The 17,927-nt window shown below is 65.7% G+C and carries 15 protein-coding genes; 6 read left to right on the forward strand and 9 right to left on the reverse strand.

Features of this window, described 5'->3' with window-relative positions:
• Positions 1-38: 38 nt before the first annotated feature.
• The 6 genes from AB4Y35_RS07680 to mnmC form a co-directional block, all read right to left on the reverse strand.
• Positions 39-767: a glutamine amidotransferase gene (locus AB4Y35_RS07680; protein WP_368703990.1), complete on the reverse strand. Its 729-nt coding sequence runs from the start codon at positions 765-767 to the stop codon at positions 39-41.
• Positions 768-1,028: 261 nt separating this feature from the next.
• Positions 1,029-1,667 carry a MarR family winged helix-turn-helix transcriptional regulator gene (locus AB4Y35_RS07685; protein WP_368689508.1) on the reverse strand — a complete coding sequence of 213 codons (639 nt, stop codon included), beginning with the start codon at positions 1,665-1,667 and terminating at the stop codon, positions 1,029-1,031.
• Positions 1,668-1,915: 248 nt separating this feature from the next.
• Positions 1,916-2,374, reverse strand: a complete 459-nt coding sequence (locus AB4Y35_RS07690; RefSeq protein WP_368703991.1) for a hypothetical protein — start codon at positions 2,372-2,374, stop codon at positions 1,916-1,918.
• Positions 2,375-2,431: 57 nt separating this feature from the next.
• Positions 2,432-3,547 (reverse strand): YbdK family carboxylate-amine ligase, encoded by a 1,116-nt coding sequence (locus tag AB4Y35_RS07695; protein ID WP_368703992.1) that lies wholly within the window; start codon positions 3,545-3,547, stop codon positions 2,432-2,434.
• Between the two features lie 54 nt (positions 3,548-3,601).
• Complete coding sequence (locus AB4Y35_RS07700; RefSeq protein WP_368703993.1) at positions 3,602-4,807, reverse strand: cation:proton antiporter; 1,206 nt, start codon at positions 4,805-4,807, stop codon at positions 3,602-3,604.
• A gap of 926 nt (positions 4,808-5,733) precedes the next feature.
• Positions 5,734-7,716 (reverse strand): bifunctional tRNA (5-methylaminomethyl-2-thiouridine)(34)-methyltransferase MnmD/FAD-dependent 5-carboxymethylaminomethyl-2-thiouridine(34) oxidoreductase MnmC, encoded by a 1,983-nt coding sequence (gene mnmC, locus AB4Y35_RS07705; protein ID WP_368703994.1) that lies wholly within the window; start codon positions 7,714-7,716, stop codon positions 5,734-5,736.
• A 463-nt stretch (positions 7,717-8,179) separates the two neighbouring features.
• On the opposite strand from mnmC, the gene AB4Y35_RS07710 reads away from it, so the two are divergent.
• Entirely contained in the window at positions 8,180-8,458 is a 279-nt protein-coding gene (locus tag AB4Y35_RS07710) for an HU family DNA-binding protein (protein WP_027815965.1), read from the forward strand.
• A 133-nt stretch (positions 8,459-8,591) separates the two neighbouring features.
• On the opposite strand, the gene AB4Y35_RS07715 is transcribed toward AB4Y35_RS07710, so the two are convergent.
• Together AB4Y35_RS07715 and AB4Y35_RS07720 are read right to left on the reverse strand one after the other, a co-directional pair.
• Positions 8,592-9,923, reverse strand: coding sequence for a GTP-binding protein (locus AB4Y35_RS07715; RefSeq protein ID WP_368703995.1), 1,332 nt, complete (start codon positions 9,921-9,923; stop codon positions 8,592-8,594).
• A gap of 176 nt (positions 9,924-10,099) precedes the next feature.
• On the reverse strand, positions 10,100-10,546 hold the full coding sequence (locus tag AB4Y35_RS07720) for a lytic transglycosylase domain-containing protein (protein WP_368703996.1): 447 nt from the start codon (positions 10,544-10,546) through the stop codon (positions 10,100-10,102).
• A gap of 575 nt (positions 10,547-11,121) precedes the next feature.
• Between AB4Y35_RS07720 and gspD the strand changes: the two genes are divergently transcribed.
• The 3 genes from gspD to gspF are packed head-to-tail and all read left to right on the forward strand — an operon-like array spanning position 11,122 to position 16,230.
• Positions 11,122-13,461, forward strand: coding sequence for a type II secretion system secretin GspD (gspD, locus tag AB4Y35_RS07725; protein ID WP_368703997.1), 2,340 nt, complete (start codon positions 11,122-11,124; stop codon positions 13,459-13,461).
• A complete protein-coding gene (gene gspE / locus AB4Y35_RS07730; protein ID WP_368703998.1) occupies positions 13,458-14,954 on the forward strand; it encodes a type II secretion system ATPase GspE in 1,497 nt (498 codons plus the stop codon). Before gspD ends, gspE begins: the two co-directional genes overlap by 4 nt.
• Before the next feature lie 58 nt (positions 14,955-15,012).
• Entirely contained in the window at positions 15,013-16,230 is a 1,218-nt protein-coding gene (gspF, locus tag AB4Y35_RS07735) for a type II secretion system inner membrane protein GspF (RefSeq protein WP_028203270.1), read from the forward strand.
• 45 nt (positions 16,231-16,275) lie between these two features.
• On the opposite strand, the gene AB4Y35_RS07740 is transcribed toward gspF, so the two are convergent.
• Complete coding sequence (locus AB4Y35_RS07740) at positions 16,276-16,689, reverse strand: hypothetical protein (RefSeq protein ID WP_342920285.1); 414 nt, start codon at positions 16,687-16,689, stop codon at positions 16,276-16,278.
• A 211-nt stretch (positions 16,690-16,900) separates the two neighbouring features.
• On the opposite strand from AB4Y35_RS07740, the gene gspG reads away from it, so the two are divergent.
• Both gspG and AB4Y35_RS07750 read left to right on the forward strand, forming a co-directional pair.
• A complete protein-coding gene (gene gspG, locus AB4Y35_RS07745; RefSeq protein WP_302056945.1) occupies positions 16,901-17,365 on the forward strand; it encodes a type II secretion system major pseudopilin GspG in 465 nt (154 codons plus the stop codon).
• Positions 17,366-17,386: 21 nt separating this feature from the next.
• Positions 17,387-17,920, forward strand: a complete 534-nt coding sequence (locus tag AB4Y35_RS07750) for a GspH/FimT family pseudopilin (protein WP_342920283.1) — start codon at positions 17,387-17,389, stop codon at positions 17,918-17,920.
• Positions 17,921-17,927 lie beyond the last annotated feature (7 nt).

Consider the following 17,927-nt stretch of genomic DNA (forward strand, 5'->3'; position numbering starts at 1 on the left):
GCCGGCGCGAAGTGGATCAAGCCGGGTTCAGGCGCGGGTCAGGGTTGGCGCGCGGCCATCTGTGCGTCGACGGCATCGAGCCATTCGCCGAACATGCGGCTCGCCTGCGCTTCGAGGAGCGGCCCGTGGCGCGCCGTGTCGTCGCGCAACGCGTTCACGTCCACGCCCGCGCCGGCGATTTCCGCGGCATGACCGATCAGCCAGGGCTCGAAGCGGTCGGCGCGCACTTCGGGATGACACTGCAGGCCGAGCACATTGTCGCCCCACGAAAACGCCTGGTTCTCGCAGAGCGGCGTGGAAGCGAGGTGCGTCGCGCCCTGCGGCAGATCGAAGGTATCGCCATGCCAGTGCAGCATGGAGGTCGCCGCGCCGTCGAGGTGCTGCAGCGGCGAGGCGCGGCCAGCGTCGGTGAGCGTGAGCGGCGTCCAGCCGATTTCGGGCTGGGGCCCCGCATACACGCGAGCGCCGAGCACGCGCGCAATGAGTTGCGCGCCGAGGCAGATGCCGAGCGTAGGCAGACCCGCCGCGATGCGCTTTTCGATCATCGCGGCAAGGGGAACGAGTGTGGGATAGCGCGCATCGTCGCACGCGTTGATCGGGCCGCCGAGCACGACCATGAGCGACGCCGACAACGGATTGAGCGCGCCGACACGGGCGAAGCCGACGTCGACGTAGCGCACGGGGCGGCCGCGGTCGCCGAGCACGCGCTCGAAGCTGCCGAGGTCCTCGAAATAGACATGGCGCACAGCCAATACTTCGCGATTCATCGGCAAATTCCCGGGTCGGCTGTGGACGGCATGCACGTCACCGCTCTTTCACGGCGCGTGCGAACGTTTGCGCCAGCGGTCGTGACAAAAAACGTGTGGCCAATACTTGCGAGAACTACACAAATTGCCACGCACGCGTTTGATACACGCAAAGTCAGCACGCAACGTCGGCACGCCAACGACCGCGCGCTGCTTTGCATTACCGTGCATTACATGCATGACGCGCGCCGCCCGCATGGGGGCGGCGGCGCGGCTTCGGCCTTACACCGCGAAGATCTTCCAGTTTTTCTTCTGGGTCGTCACGTCGGCCTGTTCGTAGACCGAGCAATCGAGACGCAGATCCGTGTCAGCCATGTCGATGTTCAGCAGCTGGCAGTGATGCGGCGTCTTCTTCGGGTTCTTGCTCGGCTCGAAATGCGAGCAGGTCAGGCACATGCGGTGCTGCGGGCTGGTTTCCTGCGCTTCGAGCAGAAAAACCGTCTTGAGCAGCGTGCGATAAAGCGTGGACTGCTCGTCCGCCTTCAGCGTGCCGACCGCCTTCGACAGGAAGTCAGGCCACTGCGAGGCCTTTTTCGCCGCCGTGCGGCCGCGCGACGTGAGACGCACCGCGAGTGCGCGGCCGTCGTCGAGCGCACGGCGCTTTTCGACCAGCCCCTTGGTTTCGAGCGTGCTCACCGCATCGCTGGTGGTCGCGGCCGTGAGGGCCGTTTCACGCGCGATCTCGCCGAGGCGCATCGGCCCCTTACGCTGCATCAGCAGCACGAGAATTTCGCCCTGGGTAGGCGTGAGTCCTGCCCCTTCGGCCCAGTCCCACGCCTGGCTCCGCATTGCCGTGCTCAGTCGCAGCAGGCTATGGGTCACCCGCCCGGCTGCCTGCTCTCCGTATACGCCTTCGCTCATAGTCTTTCGCTGGTTATTGGCAGCTTGCGCTGCATCGTCAGCCGCCGCTTTGACCGACGGCCTGTGGGAACGCTGGCGCCCGGTTCCCCGAGCGCCGCACCATCTCAAAAAATTCCTGCTTCGCGTACGCCATCGTATGCGTTGCACTGTCATGTTTCTTGCCGCTGGCCCCGGAAACATCCTTCAAGTCCCGACGCCAGTGCAGCAAACCGACATTCTATGCGAGAGCGGCAAATCGCACAGCTAACTTATCCAGCGCGAATTGTGGATAACCCGTTGATAAGCAGGCTATTGCCTTGTGTACAGGTTCCGCGCTGCTCGCCGCCACCGCCCCGTGACCCATGCAGGTTATCGCGGATTTCTGTCCCGAACGCAACTGGAATCTGCCCGATTGTGACTAACCAATCATTACGTAGTCCATTGAGTTTGCAGGGAAAACGAAGGTTACCCACAACGGCCTGGGCCATTTGTCCTTGAATATGGACCATGTCGGGACCCAGGTCAAAAAAATAAGAACCCCCAGGTACCTCGAAGCCGGCAAAAAAAATTTCGTCCACCGCGAAAAAAGTGGCGTGCGGAACCAACGCGACCCGTTTTTGGCCCGCTTTTAACAGCTTCTTACCCGTTTTCCGGTCCCTGAAAGCACGAAGGGCAGCCCGAAAGCTGCCCTTGCATCCTGCTTTGCCGGCGCGGGGCGCATCCGGCACCCCGCGAAAATCGGTCAGTGGTCCTGTGTGTCCGCCGGCTCCCCCTTTCGATTCCCGTCAGGCGCGCCAGCGCAGACACTGCTGGCGCACCGCTTCGTGCAGCGATTTTTCCTCGGCCACCACGCTGCGCAGCCACGTGGCGTCGTTGTTCTGCGCACGGGCGATCGTGCCGATTTCGGTGAGCGCGCGCGTCGAGCCGAGCACCTCGCCGTGCGGCGCGATCCGGTCCAGCGTTTCGAGAATGTCTTCGGAAATCGTGCGGCGCTCGCCCGTTTGCGGATTCACGCAGGTGCCGGCCAAGCCGAAGCGGCACGCCTGGAAGCGGTTGAACGTGTAGACGAGGTAGTCGTCCTCGAGCGGCGCGATCGGCCGATCGGTGAGCAGATGGCGCGCGAGCGTCTGGATGTAGCAGGCGATCGCGGCGGCGCGCTCCACCGAAAGCGGCGTGTCCATCACGCGCACCTCGATCGTGCCGAAGCCGGGTTTCGGGCGGATGTCCCAGTAGAAGTCTTTCATGCTGTTGACAACGCCCGTGTGCACCATCTTCGAGAAGTACTCCTTGAACTCCTCCCAGCTCAGCACGAACGGCGCGCGGCCCGACAGCGGAAACGCGAACACGGAATTCAGTCGTGCCGAATGAAATCCGGTGTCCACGCCCTGAACATAGGGCGACGACGCCGAGAGCGCGATGAAATGCGGGATGAAGCGCGAAAGCGAGTGCAGCAGGAAGAGCGCGCTGTCCGCATCGGGGCAGCCGATATGCACGTGCTGGCCGAACACCGTGAACTGCTTCGCCAGATAGCCGTACAGCTCGGACAGATACTGAAAGCGCGGCGTATCGACGATGCGCCGGTCGCTCCATTGCTGGAATGCGTGGGTGCCGCCGCCGCACAGACCGACGTTGAGACGATCGGCCGCGCCGACGAGCACGTCGCGAATCTTGCGCAGATCGGCCACGGCCTGCTCGTGATTCGTGCAGATGCCGGTGGAGAGTTCGATCATGCTCTCGGTGATTTCGGGCGTGATATTGCCCGGAATCTCCTGATCTTTGACGAGGCGCATGAGGTCGCTCCCCGCCTTGGTCAGATCGTAGTCGTGCGTGTTGACGATCTGCATTTCGAGTTCGATGCCGAACGTGAACGGCTTCGAATCGACAAACGTTTCAAGTGACATGGCGTTTCCTTCGGGGCGTCGCGCGCAAGCCGCCGGCCGCGCGCGCCGCGAGATTCATTTTTCGCCGCGTTCGCCGACGAGCGCAAGCGCGCGGTAGACCACCCAGGGTCCGAAGAGCTGCAGCACGACGATCGAGCACAGAATGATCGCGCGCAGGCGCGGATCGAAGGTCGGATAGAGCTCGTAGGTGTCCTCGACGAGCAGCAGCGCGAGCGCCGACATGGGCGTCAAGGCGAGGCCGAGCGCCACCCCCTGCTTCCAGTGCAGCCCACTCGGCTTGGCGAATATCAGCACGCCGACGAGCTTGGCCGCGAGACGCGCGACGATCAGCCCCGCCGCCGCCACGCCGCCCACGAGAATGTCGTGCCACTCGAAGGTGGTGAGCGTGAGCACGAACAGAATCACCGTGAGCAGCCAGCCGGCCGTGCCGAAATGCTGCGGCCACAGCTGCGGGCGCGGCTCCAGATTCTTCACGATGATGCCGGCGGCGAGCAGGCTCAGGATCGTCGAGAGCTTGAGCAGGTGCGCTATGGCGATCGCGAGCAGCACGAGGCCGAAGAGCGCGACGAACGAGTGCTCGTCCTGCGGGCTCAGCCGGCGGTAAAACAGCGTGCATGCGCGGGCGAGCACGAACGCGAGAATCAGCGAGCCGATCAGCAGATAAAGCGGCTGCAGGATCGTCGCGAACACGTTGCCGTACATCTCCTGATGCAGCCAGGTCGAGGCGAGCTTTTCCACGATCACCGCATACATGCTGTTGAGCGCCGTGAGCGTGAGCAGGCGCTGCGTGACCTGGCCTTCTGCGCGCAGCTCCGTCTTGAGCTGGATCACCATGGCAGGCGACGTCGCCATGGCGATCGCCGACACGACGAGCGCGATCATCGTCGGTACGGAAAGGAACAGCAGCACCGCGAGCACGAGCACGAAGGTGAGCGAGGACTCGGCGAGGCTCGACAGGATGAGCCAGGGATTGCGGCGGATCCAACGCAGGTCGAGACGGCTGCCCAGTTCGAACAGCAGCAGGCCGAGCGCGACATCGAGCAGCGGCCGCGCGGCCGTGCCGACATCGGCGTCGATCACGCCGAACCCGGCCGATCCGGCAATGAGCCCGATCACCCCATAGCCCGAGATCCGCGGCAAGCGCCACGCCCGATAACAAAGCTCGCCGCACAAACCGGCGGCGAGCAGCGCGAGCCCGGCCCAGAAAATTCCGTCGAGCTGCAACGGCCAGGCGGGAAAAAACGAAAACGCCGACTTCATCGTGGTGGCTTCTCCTTGGCAACGACTTCTTGCGTGGGATCGAATCCGGCTGTCCGACGTTAGTTCGACATACGACTGGCTGACAGGCAAGCCGCGTGCCGCACGAGGCGAACGACACCTCTACTCCCCGTCCGTTGTCTGCCTGCCTGGCGCACCAATCCATGCAGCCGGCTGGCCCGACGATATGACGATTGGGCGAGCCGGCGCGACCAGGCGCTTCCTGCGGCGAGTGCGGACAAACCGTGCGGCAAAACGCTGCGACAAAGCAGCCGGCACATGACGGTGCGGCGAACAGCCGGTACGGGCGCGTTGCGTGTGGTGTGGCTGCGCCCGCGTTGGATGAACGAACGCTGCCGTCTACCCTGAGCACTCAGATTCAGGATGAGGGGCAACCGTTCCTTGGATGCGTCGACCGTCTGATGCGGCGTTTGACGCGGAAAGAACGGCGATTGTGCCATAGCTTTTTTGCAATTGTCCCCACCTCTTCGAAAGCATCGACAAAGACGGTAATAGCGTCCGTATTGTGCGCTTTTGGCGACGTATGCGGAAAAAATGACCGCATCTGCGGCCGGCTTTCGTCTGGGTTTTCAAGCCCCGGCTGGATCGTCTTTGCCGGCAGCGATGGCGCTAGCTTGGGGTTTACTGTTTACCGTATGTATACGTAGTAGAAGTTAACAAGAGCCTGGATTTCCTGTGGATAACCGGGGTTTACCGAAAGGAATCCACGAGTTGCCGCTCGTACAACCGCGCGCAAAGCATGTGCGGTCCATGCGCACTTCGAAGAGTAACTTTTGGGCCTGGAGCGGGGCGTGCCGAGTTACCCCGTTTACGTCCACACCGCTTCCACACTCGATTCGCTGGCAATTCGCGCGGTTATCCACAGATTGGCGTGGATAACCTGGGCGGCGCCTTTCCGAGTGAGGCGCTCAAAGACTGCGCTGGCGCAAGGCGCGCTGCAGGAAGCGCGCCGGATCCAGCTGGTCCGCGAGTTCCCGCTCCAGCGGCCACGGCTCGCCCTCCAGCTGCGATGCGATCAGCTCCGCCCCCAGCCCCGCCCAGACGAGCCCGCGCGAGCCAAACGCATACGCGCCGTAGAGGCCGCTTGCGCGCGGCAGGTCGAGCGGCCACGCGCCCGCCAGACGCTGGGCGTCGCGGCGGGCGGCGTCTTCGTCGGCGAGCGGGCCGAGCATCGGCATGCGGTCGCTGGTGACGCAGCGGAACGCCACGCGGCCCGCGAAATCGCGCTCGCCTGCGCTTTGGGCCGCGGCAAGCTCTGGGAGCATGTGCGCGACGCGTTCGATGTTCTCGACATGGCCGGCGGCGCGCAGCGCGTCGTCGGCGTCGTCGACTTCGTAGGTGGCGCCCGCGAGCGTGACGCCGCCGTCGAGCGGCACCGCATAGCCCTCGCCGATCACGGGTAGGTGCAGGTTCGCGAGCGGGCTGGGATCGACGAGCGTGAGCTGGCCGCGCACGATGCGGGTGGGCGCATGCGCGAGCGCGGCGGCGCGCGAGGCGTCCTGGGCGTTGGCGAAGATCACTGCGGCTGCCTGGGCGATGAGCCGACCGGCGTCGTCGAACACCTGCCATTCGTCGGATTCGGGTTCGCCGGCGCGCGCAATGTGACCGATACGCACACCGAAACGTGTCTCGACCTGGGCGCCGGGCAGCGCGGCGGCGAAGGCGCATTGGGCGCGGCAGAGGGTTGCCGGGTCGATCGCGCCGCCCTGCGGATAGAACCACCCACCCTGATTGAGCGCGACGCCGGCCAGCGTCTGCGCTTGCTCGCGCGTGACGGCGCGCACGAATTCTTCGGGATAGCCGAACGATTCCAGCGCGGCGGCGACGGCGCGCGACTCGTCGTCGGTGGCGAGATGGAGCAAGCCGGCGTGCGAGCGCCGGGGCGCATGGCCGGCGGCTTCGAGCGCGGCCCAGCGTTGCAGCGCATAGAGAAACCCCGCGCGCGTGATGCGCGACGCGCTGCTGTCGTCGCGCGAAATCAGCGGATGAAATACGCCTGCCGGATTGCCCGATGCCTCGAGCGCGGGCGCGGCGTTGCGTTCGACGAGCGTCACGCGCCAGCCGCGCACGGCCAGCCGCTCGACGAGCGCGCAGCCGGCGAGTCCCGCTCCCACGACGACCGCGTGCCGCTCGCGCAGCGCAAGCGGCAGCGGCGGCTCGTAGCGGCGCACGCGCCAGCGCGGCGCGAAGCGTCCGGCCAGCATCGCCCACTTGCCGTTGAAGCCTTCCACCTTGTGGTATTCGAAGCCGTTTTGCTGCAGCGCGCGCTTGACGTCGCCCGAACTGCTCCAGGTCGCGAAGGTGGCGTCCTCGCCGGCGATGCGCGCCAGCGCCTTGAAAATGGCCGGCGACCAGAGGTCGGGATTCTTCGCCGGGGCGAAGCCGTCGAGGTAGATCGCATCGGCGCGCATCCACATTTTGGGAAATACCTCGAGCGCGTCGCCGAACACGAGCGTGAGCGTGACGCGCCCGCCCTCGAATTCCAGGCGGTGCGTGCCCGGCACGAGCATCGGCCAGGCGTTCACGAGTTCGCGCGCGAGCGGCGCTTCGCGTGCGTGCGCAACGACTGCGTCGAGTGCGCTTCGCAGGTCGTTGCGCGCGAATGGATGTTTTTCCACCGAAACGAAATGCAGGCGTTCGCAGCGCGTCGGGTCGTCGCGCCATGCCGACCACGTGGCGAGAAAGTTTACGCCCATGCCGAAGCCGGTTTCGACCACGGTGAAGATCCGCCGGTCTTGCCAGCGCTGCGGCAACGCGTTGCCGTTCAGAAAGACGGCTTGAGCCTGTGCGAATGCGCCCGCAGTGCTGTGATAGACGTCGCCATAGATGGGCGAAAACGGCGTGCCGTCTTCCCGGAAAGCGAGCGTGGCGGGTGTCAGGGTGGCGGTCATGAGGAACGCGAAGCCAGAGGTGAGGAGAAAACGGGCAAGCAGCGAGGCTGCAAAAAGCGTGTGGCGAAGGCGGATCGCGTCGCCGCAAACGCTTGCCGGGCCGGCGTTTGCGCGCATGCTGCGTTGGCGCGGCGCAACGCGTGCGGCGGGAAAAACGTCGCAGACGGGGGGATTTGCGGGGGTGGACACCCGAAAAAGGTCTACAAGCTCCAAAAAACCCGCATGTCCCGCGCGAAATCTTCGAAACCCTTGTCGTTATTGGGTTTGCGCTGCGCTATCATAGCAAGCGCCGCCCAGGGAAGCGGCAGCACGGACGTTGCGGCATCAGACACACGCTAGTCGCCGCAACGCGAAAACGCCGGGGTGCTCCGGGTCCGTCGCTGCTCGACGGCGCGGCACGCGTCCGTATAATCGGCGCGTTCGCGCTGTTCGTGTCAACCTAAACACAGAAAGGAACTTCTCAATGAATAAACAGGAACTGATCGACGCCGTCGCAGCACAGACGGGCGCTAGCAAGGCACAAACCGGCGAGACGCTGGACACGCTCCTCGAAGTGGTCAAGAAGGCTGTGTCGAAGGGTGACGCGGTTCAGCTGATCGGCTTCGGCAGCTTCGGTTCGGGCAAGCGCGCAGCCCGTACGGGCCGTAACCCGAAGACCGGCGAAACCATCAAGATTCCCGCTGCCAAGACCGTCAAGTTCACGGCTGGCAAGGCGTTCAAGGACGCCGTCAACAAGCGCTAAGGCATTGCCGCTTTAAGTTGACACCCGCCCCTGGCGGGTTTTTTTTCGCCTGCGAGCCTCATGCATCGCGCGCGCAAAAGCAAACGGCGCCGCATTTTTGCGGCGCCGTTGTTCGTTGAGCGCGTCGTTTGGCTCAGTTCGGACGATGGACGATTTCGTCGTGATCGCCGTGATCATGATCGTGATCGTCGTCGTCGAGCTCCCAGGACGGGAACGGGTCGGCGTAGCCCAGCCAGGCTTCTGGGCCTGCCGCGTACTCCGCATCGTTGAGAAGGCATGCATCGAGCTTCGCGCGCCACGCGTCGCGGTCGAGATCCACGCCGATCATCACCAGCTCCTGGCGGCGGTCGCCGACGCTGGGGTCGTCGAGATCGCCTTGCCAGTCGGCGGCGATTTCCTTTTCGAGTTCGGCGTCCTGCGGCCATTCCTCGCGCGGCAGCGCCGCCCACCATGTGCCCGCGGGGCCGTGACGACACACGCCGCCCGCCTGCGAGAGCGTGCCCGTTACCTCGTTGCGCGTGGCGAGCCAGAAGAAGCCCTTCGAGCGCAGCACGCCCTTCCATTCCTGGTTGAGCAGCGCCCAGAAGCGCTCGGGATGAAACGGGCGGCGCGCGCGATAAACGAAGTTGCTGATGCCGTATTCATCGGCTTCGTTGCGCGGCGCATGCGTATGCGCCGGATCGTGGCAATGCGCCGGGTCATCGCAATGGTCATGGTCGTGCAGCGACGCGAGCCAGCCCGGCGCGCTCGACGCCGCATCGAAATCGAAGCGGCCGGTGTTGATCACCTCCTCGAGCGGCACGTTGCCGAAGCGGCTCACCACCTGCACCGCGCGCGGATTGATGCGCGCGAGAATGTGCTGCAGGCGCGCGAGTTCGTCATCGCTCACGAGGTCGGCCTTGTTGAGCACGAGCACGTCGCAGAACTCCACCTGATCGACGAGCAGTTCCACGATCGCGCGGTCGTCTTCCTCGCTCGCTGCCACGCCGCGCTGCGCGAGCTGGTCGGGGCTCGCGTAGTCGCGCAGGAAGTTGAATGCGTCGACGACGGTGACCATCGTGTCGAGACGCGCGAATTCGTCGAGCGCGACGCCGTCGTCGCCGGCGAACGTGAAGGTTTCCGCGATCGGCATCGGCTCGGCCACGCCGGTCGATTCGATCACGATGGCGTCGAAGCGCTGGCCGGCGCGAGCCGGGTCGGCGAGGCGCTGGATCCCGGTGAGCAGGTCGTCGCGCAGCGTGCAGCAGATGCAGCCGTTCGACATTTCGACCACGCGCTCTTCCACGCGCGAGAGCGCCGAGGCGTCGCGCACGAGCGCGGCGTCGATGTTCACCGAGGCGAGGTCGTTGACGATCACCGCCACGCGCAGGCCCGCGCGGTTCGACAGGATATGGTTGAGCAGCGTGGTCTTGCCCGCGCCCAGAAAACCCGAGAGCACGGTGACGGGCAGTGGCGGCTGGTTCATCGCAGTTTGGTGCAGAAAGTGAGTCGGGAGGCGCGCCGCGCGAAAGGATCGAAATCCTCGTAAGGGAGCGGCGCCAGCCAGCATTTTGCACCATGCACGCGCGCCGCGCAGGGCACGTGCGCCGCCGCATTCAGGGCGCGAGCACGCGGTGAGCGCTCAACAGGCGCTCAAGCGCGCTACTGCATGAGATGCCACTTGCGCAGAATGTCGGCGATCTGTTGCGCGTACTGGTCGCGCAGCGTCGGCGTTTCGGAATGGTAAGCGCCGACGGCAGCCCACGTGTTGCCGTATTTGTTCATCTTCTGGCGCAGGTGCCACGCGGCGATATAGACGTTCTTGCACGGCTCCATGAGCGTGCTTTGCGAAATGCCGTACTGCGAGAGCACGGGCAGATGCACGGAATTGATCTGCATGACGCCGTAGTCGATCGAACCGTTCGCATTCCTGTGTACTGCGTCGGGCCGGTTGTGCGACTCCTGCCAGGCAATGGCGCGCAGGATCAGCGGATTGACCTTCTGGTAGCGCGCGGCCTCGTCGAAACAGTCCGCGTGCGCGAGCGTGCTGACGCTCGCGGCGACGAGCACCACGGCGGCGGCAAGCGTAGCGGACCAGACGTTAGGCATGGCGACTCGCGCGAAAGCTGACAAAAGGACAAACAAAGGGCAAGCAAAGGACAAGCAAAGGACAAGCAAAGGACAAGCAAAGAGGCGAACGACGCAGCCTGCAGGATGACGCAATCTCTCGCTGGCCGGCCTGATTTCTGGCGCGCAATGCGGGAATTCCCACATAAAGACGGGGGAAACGTGCGTTGGCCATCCTTCGGGCCGCTCGTATGATACCGGTCACCGATGACGCGTCAAGCTGGCTGCTCAGACAAGACGCGGCGCTTCGAACCAATCGAAGTCCGCGCACGCCAGCTCGCGAGGCACGCATGCTTACAAACAGCTTGGGATTACCGGCTGGCGCGGCTCGGCGATTAGAAGAATTCCCCGGAGAGGCATTTTTTGTGACAAATTCGACATGAAAAACTGCTACTGTTCCATCTTTTGTTGACTAACGGACGTCCGGGCTGAGGAGAGCCGGCGCCGGCACTAGTCAGGAAAGCACAGGCGAGTCGGCCCCACAGCCGTACGTCGAGGACGAATAGCCGCGCGCGTCTGCCGCTGGCTTCGATAAGACACCCATGAGAAGAAATCGTATGGCTTTGCGTCGCGTCGCCACGGCGCTGCTCGTGAGCGGACTGATTACGGCACAGCTTGCCTATGCGCAGGTCACGCTCAATTTCGTCAACGCCGACATCGACCAGGTGGCGAAGGCAATTGGCGCCGCCACCGGCAAAACGATCATCGTCGATCCCCGCGTCAAGGGGCAGCTCAATCTCGTCTCCGAGAACCCCGTGCCTGAAGACCAGGCGCTCAAGACCCTGCAGTCGGCGCTGCGCATGCAAGGCTTCGCGCTCGTGCAGGATCACGGCGTCCTGAAGGTCGTGCCGGAAGCCGACGCCAAGCTGCAGGGCGTGCCTACCTATGTGGGCAATGCGCCCACCGCGCGGGGCGACCAGGTGGTGACCCAGGTGTTCACGCTCAGGCACGAGTCGGCGAACAACCTGCTGCCGGTGCTGCGCCCGCTGATCTCGCCGAACAACACGATTGCCGCCTACCCGGCCAACAACACGCTCATCGTGACCGACTATGCGGACAACGTGCGCCGCATCGCCTCGATCATCGCGGGTGTGGACTCGGCTGCGGGCCAGCAGGTCCAGGTGGTGCCGCTGCACAACGCGAATGCGCTCGACATCGCGCCGCAAATCGCGAAGATGCTCGACCCGGGCGCGATCGGCGCCTCGGACCCGTCGCTGAAGGTCTCGGTCATCGCCGACCCGCGCACCAACTCGCTGATGCTGCGCGCCTCGAACGCGCAACGCCTCGCCTCCGCGGTCCAGCTCTCGAAGCAGCTCGACGCGCCGACCAGCATGCCGGGCAACATTCACGTCGTGCCGCTGCGCAACGCCGACGCCACGCAGCTCGCCAAGACGCTGCGCGGCATGCTCGGCAAGGGCGGCAACGATACGTCGTCGTCCGGCAACGCGAACGGCTTCAACCAGGCTGGCAGCAGTGGCGGCGGCGGCGGCAGCATGTCGACGGGCACCTCCGGCACGCCGCCGCTGCCGTCGAGCTCGCTCAGCGGCGGTACGTCGTCGGGCAGTTCGCTGGGCGGGGGCAGCTCGTACGGCAGCGGTGGCGGCGGCAGCAACGAAGCGCCGTTCCTCGGCGGCGACAAGGACAAGGGCGACGAGAACCAGCCGGGCGGCATGATTCAGGCCGATGCGGCGACCAACTCGCTGATCATCACGGCCCCGGACGCGGTGTACCGCAACCTGCGCGCCGTGATCAACCAGCTCGATGCGCGGCGCGCGCAGGTCTATATCGAGGCGCTGATCGTCGAGCTGAACTCGACCACCAACGCCAACCTGGGCATTCAGTGGCAGGTCGCGAGCGGCAACGTCTATGCGGGCACCAATCTCGCGACGGGGAGCGGCAACAGCATCGTCAACCTGACGGCGGCCGCGGCCGCCGCCGCGAGCACCGGCGGCCTCGCCAACGCGCTCGGGACTTCCGGCCTCCAGCAGGGCCTGAACGTGGGCTGGATCAAGAACATCTTCGGCGTGCAGGGGCTGGGCGCGTTGCTGCAGGCGCTCTCGCAAACCGCGGACGCCAACGTGCTGTCCACGCCTAACCTCATCACGCTCGACAACCAGGAAGCGAAGATCGTCGTCGGTACGAACGTGCCGATCCAGACGGGTTCGTATTCGAACCTCACGAGCGGCACGGCGAGCACGGCGTTCAACACCTACGATCGTGTGGACGTGGGCCTGACGCTGCACATCAAGCCGCAGATCACCGACGGCGGCATCCTGAAGCTGCAGCTGTACACCGAAGACTCGGCCATCGTGACGGGCACGACCAACGCGACGACCAACCCGGCCGGCCCCGAGTTCACCAAGCGTTCGATCCAGTCGACCGTGCTGGCCGACAACGGCGAGATCATCGTGCTCGGCGGCCTGATGCAGGACAACTACCAGGTCGCCAACAGCAAGGTGCCGCTGCTCGGCGACATTCCGTGGATCGGCCAGCTGTTCCGCTCGGAAAACAAGACGCGCGAGAAGACCAACCTGATGGTGTTCCTGCGTCCGGTGATCATCAGCGACCGCGACACGGCGCAGGCGGTCACGTCGAATCGCTACGACTATATCCAGGGCGTGACGGGCGCCTACAAGTCTGACAACAACCTGATCAAGGATCGCGACGACCCGGTCGTGCCGCCGATGCCGGTCGGCCCGAGCCAGGGCGGCTCCGTGCTGAACCTGTTCGATCTCGACCAGATGCGGCGTCAACAGGCGCTGGGCGTGCAGCCCGCGGCGCCCGCGAACCCGGCAAGCGCCGTGCAGATGCAGCCCGCCGCACCCGTGCAGACGGCGCCGGTCGAAACCACGCCGGTGCAGCAGGCGGCGCCTGCCACCACGCGGGTGCAGCCGTGAGCACGCCGCACGCGCCTGCGGCCACCGGCGCTGCGGACCGCGAGCCGCCCTCGCCGCTTGCCGCGCGCCTCGTGCCGTACGGCTTTGCGCGCAGCGGCCAGATTCTGGTCGCCCAGCAGCGCGCGGAAGGCCTCGAAGTGTGGATCAGCGAGCGTACCTCGCAGGCCGCCATCGCCGAGGTCGCGCGCAACTTCGGCGCGTTCGCGCTCGTGCGCGTGCCGGCCGACGAACTCACGCAGGCCATCAACCAGGCGTACGCGCGCCAGGACGGCAGCGCCGCGCAGGTGGTGGGCGAAGTGGAAGGCGAAGTCGATCTCTCGCGCCTCATGCAGGACATTCCCGAAGTGGAAGACCTGCTCGAGTCCGAAGACGACGCGCCGATCATCCGCATGATCAATGCGCTGCTCACGCAGGCCGCGCGCGAGCAGGCATCGGACATTCATATCGAGCCGTTCGAGAATGCCTCGGTCGTGCGCTTTCGCGTGGACGGCACGCTGCGCGACGTCGTGCGCCCGAAGAAGGCGCTGCACGGCGCGCTGATCTCGCGTATCAAGATCATGGCGCAGCTCGACATCGCCGAGAAACGTCTGCCGCAGGACGGCCGCATCACGCTGCGCGTGGGCGGGCGTCCGGTGGACGTGCGCGTGTCCACGCTGCCCACCGGCCACGGCGAACGCGCGGTGCTGCGTCTGCTGGAAAAAGACGCGCAGCGCCTGAACCTCGAAGCGCTCGGCATGGCCGGCGACACGCTCGGCAAGTTCGACCAGCTGATCGCGAAGCCGCACGGCATCGTGCTCGTGACCGGCCCGACGGGCTCGGGCAAGACGACCACGCTCTACGCGTCGATGTCGCGGCTCGAAACGGCCACGACCAACATCATGACCGTGGAAGACCCGATCGAGTACGACCTCTCGGGCATCGGCCAGACCCAGGTGAACGAGCGCATCGGCATGACGTTTGCGCGCGCGTTGCGTTCGATCCTGCGTCAGGATCCGGACATCATCATGATCGGTGAAATCCGCGACCTCGAAACCGCGCAGATCGCCGTGCAGGCGTCGCTCACGGGCCACCTCGTGCTCGCCACGCTCCATACCAACGACGCCGCCTCCGCCGTCACGCGTCTGACCGACATGGGCGTCGAGCCGTATCTGCTCGCATCGTCTTTGCTCGGCGTGCTCGCGCAGCGCCTCGTGCGCCAGCTCTGCCCCGTGTGCAAGGAAGAACGCGAGGAAGACGACGGCAGAAAACGCTGGCATCCGGTGGGTTGCGATCGTTGCGGCCAGTCGGGCTACGCGGGTCGGCGCGGCGTGTACGAACTGCTGCTCATCGACGAGCCGATTCGCGCGCTCATCCACCGCAACGCCGCCGATGCGGAGATCTTCGAGGCCGGCCGCGCACAAGGCATGCGCACGCTGCGTGAAGACGGCGAGCGCTGGGTCGAGGCGGGCAGGACCTCGCTCGAGGAAGTGCTGCGCGTGACGGGCGGCGCGTGATGGGCCGCCCGATGAACCCCCAGTTGGACGCTCAATAAAAGCGAGGGCGATCAGCAACATGCCGGCATTTCGCTTCGAAGCCATCGACGCCACGGGCAAAGCGCAAAAAGGCGTGCTCGACGCGGACAGTGCACGCGGCGCGCGTGCGCTGCTGCGCGGCCAGGGCCTCACGCCGCTCGTGGTCGAACCCGCCGCGAGCCGCACGCGCGGCGCGCGCCAGCAGCGGCTCGCGCTCGGGCGCAAGCTCTCGCAGCGCGAGCAGGCGATCCTCACGCGCCAGCTCGCGAGCCTGCTGGTGGCGGGCCTGCCGCTCGGCGAGGCGCTTGCGGTGCTCACCGAGCAGTCCGAGCGCGACTACATCCGCGAACTGATGGCGGCCATTCGCGCCGAGGTGCTCGGCGGCCATTCGCTCGCGAGCGCGCTCGAGCAGCATCCGCGCGACTTTCCGGACATCTACCGCGCGCTCGTGGCCGCGGGCGAGCACACCGGCAAGCTCGGCATCGTGCTGTCACGTCTGGCCGACTACATCGAGCAGCGCAACGCGCTCAAGCAGAAGATCGTGCTCGCCTTCACCTACCCGACGATCGTCACGATCATCGCGTTCGGCATCGTCACGTTCCTGCTGAGCTACGTGGTGCCGCAAGTGGTGAATGTGTTTGCGAGCACGAAACAGCAGCTGCCCTTACTCACCATCGTGATGATGGCGCTCTCGGGGTTCGTGCGGCAGTGGTGGTGGGCGGTGCTGATTGCCGTGGCCGTAGTGGCGTGGATCGTGCGCTCGACCTTGCGCCGGCCCGGCCCGCGTCTCGCGTTCGACCGCTGGATGTTGACCGCGCCGCTCGCGGGCAAGCTCGTGCGCGGCTACAACACGGTGCGCTTTGCGAGCACGCTCGGCATCCTGAGCGCGGCGGGCGTGCCGATCCTGCGCGCGCTGCAGGCGGCCGGCGAAACGCTCTCGAACAAGGCAATGCGCACGAACATCGACGAAGCCATCGTGCGTGTGCGCGAAGGCACGTCGCTGTCTCGGGCGCTTGGCAACACGAAGACGTTTCCGCCCGTGCTCGTGCACCTGATCCGCTCGGGCGAGGCGACCGGCGACGTGACGACCATGCTCGACCGCGCGGCCGAAGGCGAAGCACGCGAACTCGAGCGTCGCACGATGTTCCTCACGAGCCTGCTGGAGCCGCTCCTGATTCTGGCGATGGGGGGCGTGGTGCTCGTGATCGTGCTCGCGGTGATGCTGCCGATCATCGAGTTGAACAACCTCGTGCAGTAAGGCGTACGAACTGCACGAAGTCGCAGGAAACCGAACGCGCGGAACTCAGCGCACGTAGATGGTGGGACCGGCTGCGTTGGGCGGCAGGAAAATTTCGGAGTGCGCGCCGTGGCGGTCGATGACGATCGAGCGGGGGCGTACTTCGAAGAGTTTGGAGTTCTGGTCGATCGGGCCGCCGAGCGAGATGGCCCGCGGCGGTTCTCCGCCCACGCTGACGATGGCCGCTGCGCCCTGCGCGAGCGAGAGGATGCCGAACAGGTGAATGTCCTGCACGGGATTGCGCTCGAGCCTGCCGCCGAACAGCGTGCCGGCTTGGTCGAGCGAAACCGGCGCCCGGGCGGCGGCGGCCTGCACCGGCGCCGCGTGGTTCGTGGCCAGGGTGATTCCCCACCACGTGGCCGTGGCACAGAACACCGCAAACGCGGCGAGGGAAAGAAGGCGGATTTGCAGTGGGTTCATGCGCTCATTGTACGAAGGTTTATGAAAATTTTGATGTACGCGTTTGCCATGCCCGCAAGGCGTCGGAAAGGCGTCATCGTGTGACATTACAATGACCCGTCATGCGTGCGAGGACCCGGCCGAATCGAGCGGCGGGTTCGATTGCAGGCGGGACGAAGCGCGGCGCACAGGCGTGCACCGCAACCATATCTAGCGAGGGAGGAAAGAACTCATGTCCATGTGGGCCAAACGCCGTGCCGAAATCGAAGTCACGCGCGCGCGCCGCCAACGCGGCTTCACGCTCATCGAAATCATGGTCGTGATCGCGATTCTCGGCATTCTGGCCGCGTTGATCGTGCCGAAGATCATGAGCCGTCCCGATGAAGCGCGCCGCGTCGCCGCGCGCCAGGACATCGGCACGATCATGCAGGCGATGAAGCTCTATCGCCTCGATAACGGCCGCTATCCGACCCAGGACCAGGGGCTGCAGGCGCTCGTGCAAAAGCCGACGACCGACCCCGTGCCGAACAACTGGAAGGACGGCGGCTATCTGGAGCGTCTGCCCAACGACCCGTGGGGTAACGCGTACCAGTACCTGAACCCGGGCGTGCACGGCGAGATCGACGTGTTCAGCTACGGCGCCGATGGCAAACCCGGCGGCGAAGGCAACGACGCCGACGTCGGGTCCTGGCAGTAAGTCGTCCGCCACGCCGCAGCCATGCAACCGAGCCGCCTCGTCCCTTGCCGGGACCGCCGATCGCCACGCAGCGCGCGCGCCTCTCGCGCGGGCATGCGTTCGCGCGCGGCGGGCTTCACGCTGCTCGAAATGCTCGTGGTGCTGCTGATCGCGGGGATTCTCATCTCGCTCGCTTCGCTCACGCTCACGCGCAATCCGCGCACCGACCTGAACGAAGAAGCACAGCGGCTCGCGCTGCTGTTCGAATCGGCGGGCGACGAGGCGCAGGTGCGTGCCCGGCCCATTGCATGGCAGCCGCTCGCGGGCGGGTTCCGCTTCGACGTCCATACCGAGGACGGCTGGCGTCCGCTGCGCGACGATCTGCTCGGACCGCGCAACTGGGAAGGCGGCGTGACCGGCGTGGCGATCACCTACCCCGGCAGCGACGACACGCAGGCCAACCGGCTCATTTTCGGCACGGAAGCCGTGGACGTGCCGGTGCAGGTCACGCTCTTCTCGGCAGCCGGCCGCGCGACGATCGTCGGCACCGGCACCGGCCGCTTCGAGGTGCGCTGAGATGCGG

It is taken from the genome of Paraburkholderia sp. EG286A (assembly GCF_040965375.1).
In the GTDB taxonomy this organism is placed as follows: Bacteria; Pseudomonadota; Gammaproteobacteria; order Burkholderiales; family Burkholderiaceae; genus Paraburkholderia.